At 68.3% G+C, this 16,733-nt stretch carries 12 protein-coding genes; 5 read left to right on the top strand and 7 right to left on the bottom strand.

The window, feature by feature from the left end; genetic code table 11:
• Nucleotides 1-85 precede the first annotated feature (85 nt).
• From V3B64_RS11075 to V3B64_RS11055, 5 genes are all read right to left on the bottom strand, one after another.
• On the bottom strand, nucleotides 86-2,161 hold the full coding sequence (locus tag V3B64_RS11075) for a M56 family metallopeptidase (protein ID WP_285302660.1): 2,076 nt from the start codon (nucleotides 2,159-2,161) through the stop codon (nucleotides 86-88).
• 3 nt (nucleotides 2,162-2,164) lie between these two features.
• Nucleotides 2,165-2,551, bottom strand: a complete 387-nt coding sequence (locus tag V3B64_RS11070) for a BlaI/MecI/CopY family transcriptional regulator (RefSeq protein WP_004133922.1) — start codon at nucleotides 2,549-2,551, stop codon at nucleotides 2,165-2,167.
• Nucleotides 2,552-2,656: 105 nt separating this feature from the next.
• The gene (locus V3B64_RS11065; RefSeq protein WP_329893480.1) at nucleotides 2,657-4,912 is read right to left on the bottom strand and encodes a TonB-dependent receptor; all 2,256 of its coding nucleotides are present in this window, start codon (nucleotides 4,910-4,912) and stop codon (nucleotides 2,657-2,659) included.
• A 17-nt stretch (nucleotides 4,913-4,929) separates the two neighbouring features.
• Entirely contained in the window at nucleotides 4,930-6,150 is a 1,221-nt protein-coding gene (locus V3B64_RS11060; protein WP_329914150.1) for an MFS transporter, read from the bottom strand.
• A complete protein-coding gene (locus V3B64_RS11055) occupies nucleotides 6,140-6,532 on the bottom strand; it encodes a hypothetical protein (RefSeq protein ID WP_223224697.1) in 393 nt (130 codons plus the stop codon). The genes V3B64_RS11060 and V3B64_RS11055 overlap by 11 nt, the downstream gene beginning before the upstream one ends.
• A 127-nt stretch (nucleotides 6,533-6,659) precedes the next feature.
• Here V3B64_RS11055 and V3B64_RS11050 point away from each other — a divergent pair, with 127 nt between their 5' ends.
• Complete coding sequence (locus V3B64_RS11050; protein WP_329914149.1) at nucleotides 6,660-7,607, top strand: AraC family transcriptional regulator; 948 nt, start codon at nucleotides 6,660-6,662, stop codon at nucleotides 7,605-7,607.
• Nucleotides 7,608-7,751: 144 nt separating this feature from the next.
• On the top strand, nucleotides 7,752-8,819 hold the full coding sequence (locus V3B64_RS11045; protein ID WP_329914148.1) for a serine hydrolase domain-containing protein: 1,068 nt from the start codon (nucleotides 7,752-7,754) through the stop codon (nucleotides 8,817-8,819).
• Nucleotides 8,820-8,891: 72 nt separating this feature from the next.
• Here the strand turns inward: V3B64_RS11045 and V3B64_RS11040 are convergent, their stop codons facing one another.
• Nucleotides 8,892-9,998 carry an SDR family oxidoreductase gene (locus V3B64_RS11040; RefSeq protein WP_329914147.1) on the bottom strand — a complete coding sequence of 369 codons (1,107 nt, stop codon included), beginning with the start codon at nucleotides 9,996-9,998 and terminating at the stop codon, nucleotides 8,892-8,894.
• Nucleotides 9,999-10,192: 194 nt separating this feature from the next.
• Here V3B64_RS11040 and V3B64_RS11035 point away from each other — a divergent pair, with 194 nt between their 5' ends.
• Nucleotides 10,193-10,501: a hypothetical protein gene (locus V3B64_RS11035; RefSeq protein WP_004153470.1), complete on the top strand. Its 309-nt coding sequence runs from the start codon at nucleotides 10,193-10,195 to the stop codon at nucleotides 10,499-10,501.
• On the opposite strand, the gene V3B64_RS11030 is transcribed toward V3B64_RS11035, so the two are convergent.
• Nucleotides 10,479-11,534 carry a DNA topoisomerase IB gene (locus V3B64_RS11030; protein ID WP_329914146.1) on the bottom strand — a complete coding sequence of 352 codons (1,056 nt, stop codon included), beginning with the start codon at nucleotides 11,532-11,534 and terminating at the stop codon, nucleotides 10,479-10,481. The genes V3B64_RS11035 and V3B64_RS11030 overlap by 23 nt on opposite strands.
• Before the next feature lie 111 nt (nucleotides 11,535-11,645).
• Between V3B64_RS11030 and V3B64_RS11025 the strand changes: the two genes are divergently transcribed.
• The gene (locus V3B64_RS11025) at nucleotides 11,646-12,035 is read left to right on the top strand and encodes an I78 family peptidase inhibitor (protein ID WP_004133799.1); all 390 of its coding nucleotides are present in this window, start codon (nucleotides 11,646-11,648) and stop codon (nucleotides 12,033-12,035) included.
• A 175-nt stretch (nucleotides 12,036-12,210) separates the two neighbouring features.
• Complete coding sequence (gene gltB, locus V3B64_RS11020; protein ID WP_197616738.1) at nucleotides 12,211-16,665, top strand: glutamate synthase large subunit; 4,455 nt, start codon at nucleotides 12,211-12,213, stop codon at nucleotides 16,663-16,665.
• The last annotated feature ends 68 nt before the right edge of the window (nucleotides 16,666-16,733 follow it).

Below are 16,733 nucleotides of genomic sequence, written 5' to 3'. Positions count from 1 at the left end.
CGCCGGGTGGGGTTGCGCGGCCCGCCCCCCCCCCCCCCGCGCGCCCCCCCCCCCCCCCCGCCCCCCCCCCCCCCGGCACTACCGCTCAGAGTCGCTCGGCCTTGCCGCTGGCCAGTGCGCGCGCGATCACCTGCTGTGCCTGCTGCGATGCCTGCGCATGCACGCGTGCCTGACGCTCGCCCAACGCGGCCTGTTGGCTGCCCAGTGCCGCCTGTCGGCTGGCCAGTTCAGACTGCTGGCTGGCCAGGCGCTGCATGTCACGGGTGCGGCCGGATTGCGCGGCCTCGCTGCGGGCTTCCTGCATTGCACGACGTGCCTCAGCGGCGGCCTCACGCGCGCCCGCCATGTCGTTGGTCACGCTGCGCGCCGCCTCACGCACACCGGCCACGTCTACGGTCAAGCCACGCACCGCCTTCACCGCTTCCGCGGCAGCAGCCGCATCGTGGGCCGCACCGCGCGCCGCCTTCGCCGCTTCCGCCGCCGCTTCGCGGTTGATGTCATGCGCGGCCATCGCGCTGCGCGCAGCCTCGGTGGCGGCCAGTGCGATGCGACGCGCCTCCTCGCCCTGCAGGCGGCCCATCTCGCCCATCTGCCTGCCGAGTTCGCCCTGCTGGCGACCCAGCGCACTCTGCTGGCGGCCCAGTTCGCTCTGCTGGCGACCGAGGTCTGCGGCGCCGCTGTAGGCGCGCTGCAGGGTCTGGATCAGCATCGGGTCGCGCACCACATAGCGCTTGTCGCCCTGGCGGAACCACAGCGCCGGCCCCTTGCCGAGCTGCCTGCGGGCCACCGTTACATCGTCGATGCCGCCATTGGCGAAGGTCGAATCACCATCGACCAGCACGTAGGCCTGCGACGGCGACTTGCCGAGGTCCAGGCGCCCGTAGGTGGTGATGGAGGTGGTGTGGGAAGTCGAATGTTCACTGTGCATGTCGGTATCCACATCGACATCCACGTCGACCGCCACATCGGCATCGTCCGGGCCTGACAGCGCCTCGACATCGGCCGGCTCGGCAGGCGGCGCGGGCGCCACCGGCACGGCCGGAACGCGCGCGGCCGAAGGCGCTGCGGGCGGCGCGTTCGGAGCCTTCGGCGGCGGCGGCACCACGGCCTTCGGTGCGGCCGGCGGCGCGGGCGGTGCCGGTGGCACTGGCGCAGCGACCAGCCGCATCGGTGCCACGCCCACCAGCACCACGACGGCGGTCAGTGCCATCGCCAGAATGCGCGGGCAGGCCCGGCGCGGCTGCAGCGAGAGCAGGCGACGCTTGAGGCTGGTGGTGTTCGGCGCGGCGCTGGCCACGCCCAGGTGTGGCTGCGGTGCCACGCCCAGCTGCAACAGCAGGCGGCCATAGGCCTGACGGCTCGCGCCATGCTGGCCAACCACGGCCGCATCCACCGCTTCTTCGCGGGCCTGTGCGTATTCGCGCACCGACAGGCGCAGCAGCGGGTGGAAGAAGAACAGGTGCTGGGCCAGTGCGGGCAGCAGGCCCCACTGCAGGTCACGCCGCTGCAGGTGTTGCAGTTCGTGAGTCAGTGCCAGGTCCAGCGCATCACCCTGCAGGGCGTTGTCGCCGGCCGGCAGCAGCAGCACCGGGCGGAACGGCCCGACCAACTGCGGTGCGTCCACCTGCGCGCTCATCCACAGCCGCGGCGCAGGGCGTACGCCGTGGGCATCGGAGGCCAGCTGCAGCGCCTGCACCAGCGCCTCGTCCTCGCAGGGATAGGCGGCGGCCAGCAGCGCGCGGCAGCGGCGCCACTCACCGAAGGTGCGCAGGGCCATCAGCAGCACACCGGATGCCCACAGCGCAGCCAGTGCAACGGCCCACCACGCCACTGCCGGCACGTTCGCTGCAGGCACCGGCATCGTCGCCAGCAGCTGCGCCGAGGCTTCCGGCGCCAGCGGGTAGACCAGATCTGCGGCAACGTCAGTGGCGGTCATCGCCACCGCCTGCGGTGCCGGCAGCCAGGCCAGCTGCAGCGGCTGGCTCCAGAACAGGCCGAGCACGGCCTGCAGCGACACCAGCCACCACAGGCGGCAGCGGGTGGCCGCCGACAGCGACGGCAGCGCGCGGCACACGCCGTACACCAGGGCCACCAGCAGCACGGTCTGCAGGCTGGTCCAGCCCAGCCGTTCCAACAACGGGATCAGCATCGTGGTGTCCATGGCTCAGCCCTCGTGGCGGCGCGATTGGAGTTCGGCGACCAGCGCTTCCAGCTCGGCCAGCTCGTTGTCGCTGACCTGCTGGCGCTGCGACAGGTAGGCCACGAACGGTGACACCGAGCCCTGCAGGGTGTTGTCGACGAACTGGGCCACCGCACCCTGCAGCACGCTTTCCGGGCCACGCGTGGCCTGGTAGCGGTAGACGCCGTCCTGCTGCTGGCGACGAAGATACCCCTTCGCCCGCAGCCGCTCCATCATCGTCAGCACGGTGGACCGGGCCAGGCCACGGGCCTCGCCGTAGCCACTGGCGACCTCGCCGACGCTGGCCGGTGCATGTTCATCGATGTACTGCAGCAGGGCCAGTTCCTGGTCCCCGATCGTCTTGCCACGCATGACACCACTCCCTTGACTACACGTGTCGCCACTTTCAGTGTGACGACAACTGTAGTCAACCCCCCGGAAGTCATGGGCCGACGAACGGTAGGGGGGGCGTGCCCCTCAGTACTCCACCCGATACCCGATCGAGAAGGTCCGCCCTGCCGCCGGCAGGCTGGACATCTTCCCGTAGGTCGCCTCGGCCTGCTGGCCATAGACCGTGCGGTAGTCACGATCGGCCAGGTTGTAGATGCCGACACTGAAGCGGCCGCCTGCCAGCGGCAGCTCGCCGATCAGGTCGAACACCGCATAGCCGTGGACCTTCGCCGCCGGGGTAGCGCGGATGCTGGGACTGATCGCTGCGAGTGGTGCATCGCGCCAGGCACGATCGGTCCCGCCCACCACTTGTCCCTGCAAGCGCAGCAGGCTGTCATTGGCGAAGCGCCACTGCCCATGCACACCCGCCTTCAAGGGTGAAACGCGGAACGCATTGAGCTCACGCCAACGTCCGGCAGCATCGCGGTACTGGCCCCGGGTGCTGGCAAGGCTTGCGCCCAGCTCCAGCTGCGCCGTCGGTGTGTAGCGCAGGTTGGCCTCCACGCCCCACACGCGCTCATCGGTGTCGGCCACCGACACGCTGTAGTCGCGGTTGAACTGCACGGTCTTGTCCGAGCGGTTGTAGAACGCGGTCACCGCGCTCTGCAGCGATGCATCGCTGCGGCGCCAGCCCAGCTCATAGCTGTCGACCTTGATCGGGCCGACGTTGCGGCTGTCGATGACGAAGCTTGCCGGTACATCGCGCAGCATGCGCTGGGTGTCCGGCAGGCTGAAGCCCTGCGAGACGTTGGCGAACAGCTGTTGCGATGCATCCAGCCGGTACACCACGCCGGCATTGAACAGGGTCTGCGAGTGGCGCACGCGGCCGCCCCGCAGCAGGTGCGGCTGATACCCGGCAACGGCATCGGCGGTGATCGCTTCGGTGTAGGGAAGCGAGTCTTCTACGCGGTTGCGCAGGATCTGGTGGCGCACGCCGGCCTGCACGCTGAAGCGCTCACTCAGCGAATGGTCGGCCTGCAGGAACAGGCCAGTGGTATCCACGCGCACGTCCGGCCCCATCGCGTACTGCGCGGTGGGCTGGTAATCGAGACCGTTGCTGGCGATGAAGCGGTTGATGTCATACATCTGCCCGCGCTGGCTGTCCTGCTCGCGCTCGTGGTCCACGCCGTACGACAGCTGCAGGCTGCGGCCCGCCACGTCGAAACCCTTGTGCAGCGCCGTGCGCAGGCCCCACACATCGATATCGGTATTGGACTGCATCGCCACATAGGCGAAGCCACCGCGCAGTGCCGGGTGCACCAGCGTCGACACCGACGGGAACCAGCGTCCCTGCTCGTTGCGGTAATAGGCTTCCACGCTCAGTTCCTGCCCGCCCAGTACATCGCGGTTGCGGTACTGCGCATTCACTCCCTGGTGCCGGGTACGCGGCTGCGCCTCCAGCAGCAGGCCGGGCAGCGCCTGGTGGCTGGGCGTGAATGCTGGGTTGAACAGCGCAGCCAGGCGCGGGCCATAGTCGGGGCCATGATCACTGTCCTGCTGATCGTCGAACCAGCGCACGCCCACGCTCAACTGCTGGCTGTCCGTCGGGGTCCAGTCGAAGCGCGCATTGAGTTCGCGGGTCTCGGTGTCCTGCCGATCGGTCTGCGCGATCTCCGGGCCGACACGGCGGCCATGCGCATCCAGCGATGCGCCCTGCCGGCCATAGGCGACGCCGAACGCGCCACTGAACTGATCGCCGCGCACGGTCATGGTCTGCGCGGCGTTCCAGGCCAGCGTGTCACTGGACAGATGCGAGGGGCTGCGCAGGCCGAACTGGCTGGCCAGCTGCACCGGCTGCTCACCGGGCTGCAGAGTGATGATGTTGATGATGCCGCCACTGGCACCGGCGCCATACAGCGCGGTGGCGCCGGAGATCACCTCGATGCGCTCGATCATGGTTGGCGAAATGCTGTTGAGCTGACGCGACCCATCGCGTGCGCCGGTCAACGGCACACCATCGATCATCACCTGCACACTGCGACCGCGCATGGTCATGCCGTAGTTGCTGGTGGTCCCGCTGGCCGGCGCCAGCGATGGCACCAGCTGGCCGAGGATGTCGGCGGTGCTGCGCCCGGCGGTGATCTGCTGGGCAATCTGCTCGCGCTCGATGGCATACACGGTGCCGGCGATCTCGGCCACGCTGCGTGCGCCTCGCACGGCGGTGACACTCACCGCATCCAGTTGCCGGGTACCAGCCGTAGCGGACGTATTCTGCGCCGCCAGCTGGCCACTGATGGCCAACGCCAGCATCGCCAGCGGAAAGGTTGCTGCGGTATGCCGCATGGTGTCCTCGTTGCGTATCAGGGGGAGTTCGTGGGTGCTGCGAAGCGGCGCATCAGCGGCCGGCACAGCAGCAACCCGAGCGCCGAAACTGCCGCCAGCGCGATGTAGTAGATGGGGTAGCCCAGGCCCTTGGCGAGGAAGCCGGACAATGCACCGCCGATGAAATTGACCAGCAGCTCGAAGCACACCAGCAGGGTGAAGTCAGTGCCGGCCTGGGCACGCGAACTGACCCGCATGAACAGGGCATACAGGCTGGTCATCGCCACATAGCGCAGCGCCAGCAGCGCGATCACCAGCGCGCCCAGGCCCCACCGTGACGTCGCCATCGCACCGCTGTAAAGCATCAACGCCAGCAGTACATAGAACACGGTGCGCCACCAGCCAGCGTGCATCAGCAACTGCTCGGCCCGGCGCTGCTTGAGCAGCCAGGCGGTGCCCACCGCAGCCAGCATGCCGGTACCGGCACCGCCCACCGAGATCAGCAATCCGATCTCGGTCAGGCTGAAGTGCTGGTCGACCAGCAGCGGGTTGATCATCGCCATGGCCGGCGCTTCCACCAGCCGGTACAGCACGATCAGCAGCAGCGCCCAGCGCAGTTCGGGGCGACGCAGCGCACGCAGGATGCTCGGCCGCGGCGCGTCGGGCCTGGCCGGCGTTTCATTGATCTGCTGAACTGCCAGCAGGGTCAGTGCGCTCATTGCCGCCAGGCTCAGCAGGGCCACGCTCCAGCCGCGGGTTTCAAACAGCCACAGCACACCGGCGCCACCGATCATGCTGCCCAGGGCCACGCCCACGCTCTGCGCCATGCTGCCCAGCCGGTGCTCGGCCGGCGCCAGCGCCTCCACGGTATAGCCGTCGATGGCGATGTCCTGGGTGGCGGCAATGGTCGAGATCCACATGCCGACCAGCACGAACACGACCAGGCCATGATCCAGGCCGGTGAACGCCAGCACCAGGATCCCGGCCAGCAGCAACAGCTGGGTCAGCCACAGCCAGCTGCGGCGGCGACCGAGGGCCGGCAGATGCCAGCGGTCGACCAGTGGTGCCCACAGGAACTTCAGCGCCCACGGCAGGTACAGCAGCGACAACATGCCGATCCAGCGCAGATCCACGCCCTGGCTGCGCAGGATGGCCGGTACCGCCACGTTGTAGAAATACAGGGGCAAGGCATGCGCCATGTACAGCGCGACGATCACCCCAAGGCCGAACGGCGAAGCGGCGGCGCGCTCAGTGCGCATCGGCCTGCTCCAGGTGCTCGCCAATCCAGCGCATGCCCGCGCCGGCATCGGCGGTGACGAAGTACGGCACGGCCCACGCCGCATGCAGCGCCGGAGTGTCCAGCCGTTGCTGCTCGGCGGCATCGCTGGCGATGCGCACCAGGCCCCGGCAGTACTGCCGGAAGGCGGCCTTGTACTGCTTGTACCAGACCGCCTGCAGGGCACGGTAATCGTCGCAGAAGGTGGCACCGGGCGCGGTGCTGGCAACGAAGTAGAAGGGGCGGTGGGCATCGATCAGCGCCTGCACGCGGTCCAGCCAGTACCGGATCTGGTGCGCATCCACCGCGCCATGGAAGACGGCACGCAGCACCACCGCCTCGTTGATCACCAGACCCATCGCCATCGACCTTCTTGCTGAACAGGGGAAAGGGGCAGCGAGCCCCCGCAAATGAGAATAATTTGCAATACCATTGAAAGTTTAGGCGCGACGAAAGAAAATTTAGGCACGACAGCATTCGCGGGTGCCTTGCATGCAGGTCTATTCCTGCGCCGAACTGATGAGCGCCGCCCACGCGCTGGGCGGCCGGGTCGACTTTGAATCGGGCCTCCCCGATGCGCTGCCGGTGCTGGCCGGCTGGCAGCAGGTGCAGTCGATGGACAGCGGCCTGGTGCTCTACCTCAGCCGCAGCCAGGACATGGTCGGCGGCCGCAGCCAGAACTGCCTGCCTGCGGGCCTCACCGCCAGCTTCCTGCTGCAGGGGCAGGCCGAAGTGGTCATCGCCAACCAGCGCCTGCAGATGGACAGCCGCCGGACCGGGAGCCCGGCGATGCTGGTCCACCTTCGTGAGGAGGAAGCGTTCCAGCGCCATTGGCAGGCGGGTCGTGAGGAAACCAAGGTCAGCCTGCACCTCGGCCAGGACTGGTTGTCGCGCCAGCTCGATGGTATTGCATCGGCCGGACTCACCCGCCTGCGACTGAGCCACGCACGCAACCAGGCGTGGCAACCGCCTGCGCCACTGCTGCGGCGGGCCGCAGCGTTGTTCGGGGCGGAAACGGCGGAGCCGCCTCTGCTGGCCAACCTGCAACGCGAGAGCTTTGCGCTGGAAGTCGCGGCCAGCGTGGTTCGATCCGTGATCGCCGAACGCGAGGCGCCTGCCCCCAGCGCACATCTGCGGCGTTGCGTGGACCAGTTGCAACAGTGGCTGCAGAGCGGCGAAGCCGATGGCCTGACCATCAACCAGATGGCGCGCAGGCTGGGGACCAACGCCGTCGACCTGCAAAGCACCTTCCAGCAGCTGCACGGCAGCAGCATCGCCGCCTGGCTGCGTGCACTGCGCCTGCAACGGGCGCACGATGCCCTGCTGCAACGACGGGTGTCAGTGGACGTGGCGGCCAGCGTGGCCGGGTACGCCCATACCAGCAGCTTCAGTGCCGCGTTCAAGCGGCAGTTCGGAAGGTCTCCTTCCCGGATCCGCTAGCCGCAGCAGGCACGCCCCGCGCACACAACCAGTACCTGCCTCGCAGCGCAGGTACTGCTTAAACCTTTTACGCACCCGCTGCATCCGATCCTCGACGCCCCGCCGGAATCCCGCATGTTCCGCCCAATGCTTCGAGTCGTGCTCATGCTCATCACTGCCCTGCCCTTCGCCGCCATCTCCGCCAGCCAGGACCAGGCCAACGACCAGACCCGCCGCCTGATCCGCCAGATCATGCTGGAGCAGCGCATTCCCGGGCTGCAGGTCGCGGTGATCAAAGACGGGCAGATCGTGTTGTCCGAGGCCTACGGCCTGGCCAATGTCGAGAACGGTGTGCTTGCCTCGCGCGACACCCGCTTTCCGCTCAATTCGGCCACCAAGGCGTTCACCGGCGTGGCTGCCGCGCAGCTGGCCCAGCAGGGGCAGCTGGATCTGGACGCGCCGACCTCGCGTTACCTGGATGATCTTCCGGCAGCGTGGAGAGACGTACGCGTACGCCAGTTGCTTGCGCATACCTCAGGCCTTCCGGACATCCTTGATGCGAATGGGCTGTTGGGCGGTGGCTCCGAAGCGCAGGCGTGGACAGCCGTCACTGCGCGGCCGGTCGAAGCCGCACCCGGGCAGCGCTTCGCCTACAACCAGACCAACTACGTACTGCTGGCACGGATCATCGCGCAGCAATCCGGCATGCCCTACGAACGTTTCCTCGCCACCGGCCAGTTCAGCAGCGCGCGCATGGCCCGCACCACCTTCGGCGACAGCTACGACCTGATTCCGGATGCGGCGACGATGTACAGCCTGGCCCCGCGTGCCACCGACGCTGCGGATGCACCGTCCCGCCTGTCGCATTGGTTCTACGACATGCCGCCTTCGCTGTGGGCCGGCGGCGGCATCCTCACCACCGCCGACGACACCGCGCGCTGGCTGGTCGCGCTGACCGACGGGCGCCTGCTTCAGGATGCAGCTCGGAAGAGGATGTGGACCGCAGAGCGCCTCACCGATGGCCGTGCCGGCCCATGGGCGGGCGGCTGGCCGGTGCTGCGTGCATCGCCCGACCTGCAGGTGGCCGGCATCGGTGGCGCGCGATCGGCCTTCATCGTCTACCCCGACCGCGGCGTGGCGGTGGTGGTGCTGACCAATCTGGTCGGTGCCAATCCACAGCAGTTCATTCCGCGCATTGCCGATCTCCATGCGCCTGCGGTGACCGTGCCCTGAGGCTGCCGGCCAGCGGCCGGCACTACCGGAGCATCGGCCGCGCCGACGGCCATTTCCGGCAGAATCGGTGCGTCAGCCGCGCGGACCGCCCATCACCGGCAGGATCACCCCGCTGATGTAACTGGCACAGACCGGCGAAGCCAGGAACACATAGGCGGGCGACAGTTCTTCGGGTTGTGCGGACCGCCCCATGTCACTGTCCTTGCCGAACTCCGCAACATCTTCGGCCTGCTTGTCGGCGGGGTTCAACGGCGTCCACACCGGCCCCGGCGCCACGCAGTTGACCCGGATGCCACGTGGCAGCAGCTGGCTGGCCAGCGCCTTGGTGAACGCATGGATCGCGCCCTTGGTGGCCGAGTAGTCGATCAGCGCCTTGCTGCCGAAGATTCCCGTTTCCGATCCTGTGTTGATGATGCTGGCACCCTCGCCCAGGTGCGGCAGCACCGCGCGCGCCATCTGGATGTAACCGCCGATGTTGGTCTGCAGGGTTTCCTGCAGATGCGCGTCTTCCAGGTCTTCCAGCCGCTCGCAATGCAGCTGGAACGCGGCGTTGTTGACCAGGATGTCGATGCCGCCGAACGCCTTGGCCACCTGCTTGACCGCCTTGTTGCAGAAGCGCGGATCGCGCACGTCACCGGCGATCACCACGCAGCGACCGCCTTCGCGCTCCACGTGCTGGCGGGTGATGTCCGCGTCCTCGGCCTCGTCCAAATGCAGTACCGCCACATCGGCGCCTTCGCGTGCGAACAGTACTGCCACCGCACGGCCGATACCAGAATCGCCACCGGTGATGATCGCGCGCATGCCCTGCAGCTTGCCGCTGCCGGCGTAGTCCGGTGCAAGGAAACGCGGCGCCAGCTCCAGTTCGTGTTCATGCCCAGGCTTGGCCAGCTGCTGCGCCGGCATCGCCTCCGGTTGCCGGCGCGCACCGGCCTGGGTCGCGGTCTTCTTCGTTGCTTTTTTTGCCGCGCGCACGTCCTTGGCCTTCTCCTGGTCCTGCAGGCGCCGCTGCCGGGCCGCGACGCGCGCTGCGCGTGGATCGCTGGCGGCCGCCTTACGGGTGGCGGTCTTCACCACGCGCGGGCGATCGGGGGCGGCGACGGTCTTGGTTGCGGTGCTGCCTTTGCGCACCTTCGGCGATGCCTTGCGGCGGGCGGGGGTCTTCTTGGCGGTGGCCATGCAGGTCTCCTCGGGGGGAATGGGGTTGCCGGCCAGCGGCCGGCACTACCCGGGGCGGCATCCGCCGCGCCTGCAGTGTCTCCACCTATGCTGTTGGCGGCAGTGAGCGCACCGTGTCCACGATGTGCACGGTATTCATTCCGCCACCACGTGCGACGTCGCACGCTGCACGCAACCACACAAGGAACGCCACCATGAAACATGCCATCGCCACCACCGCCGTCTGCTTCGCCCTCGCCGCCTGCAGCAGCACACCGATGGCCCAGGTGCAGCCGATCGACGGCGTGATTTCCGGGCAGTGCCACAGCGACATGGTGCGCGGCGCACTGGGCTTGGCCGCTTCGGATGCCACCGTGGCCCGCGCACGCGTGGACAGCGACAGCCTGCATGTGCGGGTGCTGCGCCATGACGGTCCGCGGGTACCGCCGGCCAGCGAAGGCGGCGACCGCCTGACCATCGAAAAGGGCCGCACCAACAACATCACCGCGATTTACTGCGGCTGAGCCTGCGCGCCCTGCGCAGCACGCGCAGGGTGGCCTGTTCCCACTGGCGCGGCCCACGCAGGCCGGCCAGCTTGGCCAGTTCACCGCGCTCCCAGCCGGCGAACACGCACGGGTCGATGTAGGCCTTGCGGCACACCGCCGGAGTGTTGCCCAGCAGCGATGCCACTTCGCACACCACCGCGCGCTGCGCCTGCGCCAGCGCGCGCTGGCTGGCCGGTTCCGGCAGTTCGGTGGCGGCAAACGCCTGCACCGCCGCCACCGTGCCACCCCAGGTGCGGAAATCCTTGGCAGTGAAGTCCTCGCCCATCACCTCGCGCAGGTAGTCGTTCACCGCGCCGGAATCCACCGGCTGCAGCGCACCGTCGTCATCGCGGTACTGGAACAGCGCCTGCCCCGGCAGCTGCTGCAGGCGCCGCACCAGCAGCCCCAGCCTGCGGTCGCCCACGGTCACCTCCTGCAGCTGCCCGGACTTGCCGCGGAAGCGCATGCGCACCCGGCCGCCGCGCAGCAGCTCCAGATGGCGGTTGCGCAGTGTGGTCAGTCCGAACGAACGGTTCTGTTGTGCATAGGTTTCATTGCCGACCCGAACCAGGGTGTCCGCCAACAGCGCCACCACCATGGCCAGCACCTTTTCCTGCGGAAACCCAGGTCGCTTGAGATCCCGCGACAACCGCCGCCGCAGCGTAGGCAAGGCCTCGCCAAAGGCGATGATGCGGTCGAACTTGCCGGCGTCGCGCTCCTTGGCCCAGTCGGCGTGGTAGCGGTACTGCTTGCGTCCGCGTGCATCGCGGCCGGTGGCCTGCAGGTGGCCGTTGGCGTGGGCGCAGATCCATACGGCGGTATACGCCGGCGGAATCGCCAGCGCACGGATGCGTTGCAGGGTGGTGGCGTCGCGTATCGCGTGACCATCGGCATCGCGGTAGCTGAAACCCTTGCCGGCGCGGCGCCGGCTGATGCCCGGCTGGGTATCGTCGACATAGCGCAGGCCGGCCGCGCGTGCGGCCTGTCGTTCGGGAGTAGAGGGGGTTGGCATGTCGGTAGTGTCGCCGTCGCCATGCCGCGATCCTGTCGATAACACAAGACAAACACGTGAGGGCCGGTTCGCCGCTATGCTCGGGTCTTCACAACCCCTTCCGGAGTCATGATGTCGTTCCCGATTCGCGCCCGTTCGCTCTCCGCCCTGTTGCTGCCGGCCGTGCTGGCGCTGACCGCCTGCCAGGCACCGGCGCTGGATGAACAGGATTCGGCCACGGCCCACGCCCAGCAGGCCGCCGAAGCCGCCAAGGCGCCGGCCGACGAAGCCGGCAAGGCCACCGAGGCTCCGCCGGTCGGCACCTGCGATGCCAGCCAGGTGCAGAGCCTGGTCGGCCAGACCTACACCGACGCGCTGGGCAAGCAGGCGCAGGAAGATGCCGGCGCCAACCAGGTGCGCGTGCTCAAGCCCAACGACGTGGCCACGATGGAGTTCCTCGGCGACCGCCTGAACATCGAAGTGGACGCCAAGGGCGCCGTCAGCGGCGCGCGCTGCGGCTGAGTCCGGCCCCGCGCCGGCACTGGGTTGCCGGCGCGTTCTGTTGCACCTGCAACCGTGTATTGCGGCGTTGCAGCAACCTGTGATCTAGTCGAGGCATCCGGTGGCCTCACGATGCGCTCCAGGGATTGAGCGGGCTTGAGTGTCCCCGTTCAATTCATTCCGCATCGAGGTAGAGATGGCCCCCCGCAACCGCCAAGGGCTTTACGACCCGCGCTCCGAGCGCGATGCCTGTGGATTTGGCATGGTCGCCCAGCTCGACGATCAACCATCGCGCCTGTTGGTTGATACCGCCATCGCCGCGCTTTCGCGCATGACCCACCGTGGCGGTGTCGCCGCAGATGGCCTGACCGGCGATGGCTGCGGCCTGCTGCTGCGCCGCCCCGATGCGTTCCTGAAACTGCTGGCCAGCGAAGCCGGCATCGCGGTCGCTGCGCGTTTCGCCGCCGGCCTGGTGTTCCTGCCACACGACGCCGACGCGGCGCAGGCCTGCCGCGCGCAGCTGCAGGCGCAGGTGGAAGCGGTCGGCTGCAAGGTCGCCGGCTGGCGCGAGGTGCCCACCGATGACAGCGTCTGCGGCCAGCTGGCGCGCGACACGCTGCCGCGCATCGAGCAGGTGTTCGTCGACGCCGGCATCGGCCAGGACGATGCCGGCTTCGCGCTGGCGCTGTTCCTGGCCCGTCGCCGCAGCGAACAGCAGCTGCGCGAACACGCCGACTTCTACGTCACCACCCTCACCCCGGATGCGATCAGCTACAAGGGCATGGTGCTGCCGGACAAGCTCAGCCGTTTCTTCCCGGACCTGCAGCGCCGCGAGCTGGCCTCCAGCGCGATCGTGTTCCACCAGCGCTTCTCCACCAACACGCTGCCGCGCTGGCCGCTGGCGCACCCGTTCCGCATGCTCGCCCACAACGGCGAGATCAACACCATTGAAGGCAACCGGCGCTGGGCGCAGGCGCGCAGCAAGGTGTGGAAGACACCGCGCTTCGACATCGGTGAATTCGACCCGGTCATCTCCATGCATGGCTCCGATTCGCAGAGCCTGGACAACATGCTGGAGCTGATGGTGGCCGGTGGCATGGAGCTGATCCAGGCCCTGCGCATCCTGGTGCCGCCGGCCACCCAGTCGCTGGAATTCAAGGATCCGGACCTGGCGGCCTTCTACGAGTTCCACGGCCTGAACAGCGAACCGTGGGATGGCCCGGCCGGCATCGTCGCCTGCGACAGCCGCTATGCGGTGTGCACCTTGGACCGCAACGGCCTGCGCCCGGCGCGCTGGATGCTGACCGCCGACCGCCACTTCCTGGTCGCCTCCGAAGCGGGTGTGTGGGAAGTGCCGACCGAGCGCGTGGTGCGCAAGGGCAAGCTCGGCCCCGGCGAGATGATCGCCATCGATCTCAAGCGCGGTGACCTGCTCGACTCCGATGCGGTGGACCGCATCAACCGCGGTCGCGCGCCGTACAAGCAATGGCTGCAGCAGGGCGTGACCTACCTGCAGACCGAACTGATCGATCCCTCGCTGGTGGAGGAACCCTTCGACGAAGGCACGCTGCGCAGCTACCACAAGCTCTACCAGCTCAGCAGCGAGGAAGTGGAGCAGGTGCTGCGACCGCTGGCCGAGACCGAGCAGGAAGCCACTGGCTCGATGGGCGACGACACGCCGATGGCGGTGCTGAGCCAGCGCAGCCGCCCGCTGTACGACTATTTCCGCCAGGCGTTCGCGCAGGTCACCAACCCGCCGATCGATCCGCTGCGCGAAGACTGTGCGATGTCGCTGTCCACCCAACTCGGTAAGGAGACCAACATCTTCCACGCCGGCCCGGAGACGGTGAACCACGTCATCCTCAACTCGCCGGTACTGAGCCAGCGCAAGCTGCGCCAGCTGCTGAAGATGGACCAGTACGTGCAGGCCAACCGCCTGCTCGACCTGTCCTACAGCGAAGACGAGGGCCTGCGTGCCGGCATCGAGCGCATCTGTGCCGAGGCCGAACAGGCCGCGCGCGAGGGCATGGTGATGCTGCTGCTGTCCGACCGCTACCCGGTGGCCGGGCGGCCGATGGTGCATGCCCTGCTCGCCACCAGCGCCATCCACCACCACCTCTCGCGGCTGGGCCTGCGCTGCGACGTGAATCTCATCGTCGAGACCGGCACCGCGCGCGACCCGCACCACATGGCCTGCCTGCTCGGCTTCGGCGCTACCGCGGTGTACCCGTACCTGGCCTACCAGACCCTGTTCGACCTGGGCCGACGCGGCATCCTCAAGCTCAGCAAGGGCGGTGAGCAGTCGCAGATCGGCCGCCGCTACCGCAAGGGCGTCTACAAGGGCCTGTCGAAGATCATCTCGAAGATGGGCATCTGTACCGTGGCCAGCTACCGCGGCGCGCAGCTGTTCGAGATCATCGGCCTGGAACCGGAAGTCGTGGACCTGTGCTTCCCGGATACCGCTTCGCGCATCGGTGGTGCCGGTTTCGCGCGCCTGGATGCCGACGCACGCGAGCTGTGTGCGCAGGCCTGGGATGCGCAGCAGGACGTGGATGTCGGCGGCCTGCTGAAGTACGTGCACGGCGGCGAGTACCACATGTACAACCCGGACGTGGTGACCACCCTGCAGCGCGCGGCGCGCAGCGGCGATCCGCGTGCCTGGCAGCAGTACTGCGATGCGGTGCATGCGCGCCCGCCGTCTGCACTGCGCGACCTGCTGGAACTGGTGCCGGCCGCTGCGCCGACACCACTCGATGACGTGGCGCCGGCCAGCGAGCTGTTTCCGCGCTTCGATACCGCGGCGATCAGCCTGGGTGCGCTGTCACCGGAAGCACACGAGGCGCTGGCGATTGCGATGAACCGCCTCGGTGGTCGCAGCAATTCCGGCGAAGGCGGTGAGGATCCCGCCCGCTATGGCACCGCCAAGCGCAGCAAGATCAAGCAGGTGGCCTCGGGCCGCTTCGGCGTCACCGCCGAATACCTGGTCAATGCCGAAGTGCTGCAGATCAAGGTCGCGCAGGGCGCCAAGCCCGGCGAAGGCGGCCAGCTGCCCGGGCACAAGGTCAACGAACTGATCGCGCGGCTGCGCTATGCGCGCCCGGGCATCGGCCTGATTTCGCCGCCGCCGCACCACGACATCTATTCGATCGAGGACCTGGCGCAGCTGATCTACGACCTCAAGCAGGTCAACCCGACCGCGCTGGTGTCGGTGAAGCTGGTCAGCCATGCCGGCGTCGGCACGATTGCCGCGGGCGTGGTCAAGGCCGGAGCGGACCTGATCACCATCTCCGGCCATGACGGCGGCACCGGTGCCTCGCCGGTCAGCTCGATCCGTTATGCCGGCGTGCCGTGGGAACTGGGCGTGGCCGAAGCGCACCAGGCACTGCTGGCCAACGACCTGCGCGGACGCACGTTGCTGCAGACCGATGGCGGCCTGAAGACCGGCCTGGACGTAGTCAAGGCCGCGCTGCTGGGCGCGGACAGCTTCGGCTTCGGCACCGCGCCGATGATCGTGCTGGGCTGCAAGTACCTGCGCATCTGCCACCTCAACAACTGCGCCACCGGCGTGGCCACCCAGGACGAGCGCCTGCGCGAGAACCACTTCACCGGCCAGCCCGAGCGCGTGGAGAATTTCTTCCGCCTGCTGGCCGAGGAAGTGCGTGGCTGGCTGTCGTACCTGGGTGCGCGTTCGCTGGAAGAAATCGTAGGCCGCACCGACCTGCTGCGGCAGATCGAGGCGGCGCCGCGCGACGGCGTGCGCGTGGACCTGTCACGCCTGCTGGCCGACAGCCGCTATGAGGGCAGCCACTGTGCCGCGCAGCGCCTGTACGAATCGCCGGACAGCCTGGCCACGCAGATGGACGGCCTGCTGGCCCCGGCCATCGAACACAAGCGCGGTGGCGAACACCGCTTCCTGATCCACAACACCGACCGCAGCATCGGCACCCGCCTGGCCGGTGCGGTGGCGCGCGCGCACGGCAACCAGGGCATGGCCGAGGCGCCGCTGGAACTGCGTTTCCGCGGCAGTGCCGGGCAGAGCTTCGGCGCGTTCAACGTCGGTGGCCTGCACCTGGAAGTGGAAGGCGAAGCCAACGACTACGTGGGCAAGGGCATGGCCGGTGGCCGCCTGGTAGTGCGTCCGCCGCGCGGCGCCCGCTTCGAGGCACGCAGCACCGCCATCATCGGCAACACTTGCCTGTACGGTGCCACCGGTGGCGAGTTGTTCGCTGCCGGTCGTGCCGGCGAGCGTTTTGCGGTGCGCAATTCCGGCGCGCTGGCGGTGGTCGAAGGTGCCGGTGACCACTGCTGCGAGTACATGACTGATGGCGTGGTGCTGGTGCTGGGCAAGGTCGGCCTGAACTTCGGTGCGGGTTTCACCGGCGGGCTGGCCTACGTGCTGGACGTCGACCGCGACTTCGTCGACCGCTACAACCACGAGCTGATCGACATCCATCGCGTGTCCGCCGAAGGCTTCGAGAACTACCGCCAGCACCTGCACCGCCTGATCGGCCGCCATCGCGAGCTGACCGGCAGCATCTGGGCGCAGCAGATCCTGGACGAGTTCCGCGACTACATCGGCAAGTTCTGGCTGGTCAAACCGAAGGCCGCCAGCATCGAGTCGCTGACCGAAACCCTGCGACGCGCCGCGTAACGGTAGTGCCGGCCGCTGGCCGGCATCCCAGGATCACGTAGTGCCGGCCGCTGGCCGGCAACGTTCCC

The sequence above is a fragment of the Stenotrophomonas sp. SMYL86 genome (genome assembly GCF_036320025.1).
GTDB classification, from domain to species: domain Bacteria; phylum Pseudomonadota; class Gammaproteobacteria; order Xanthomonadales; family Xanthomonadaceae; genus Stenotrophomonas; species Stenotrophomonas maltophilia_A.
This window is presented reverse-complemented; position numbering and strand designations above follow the sequence as displayed.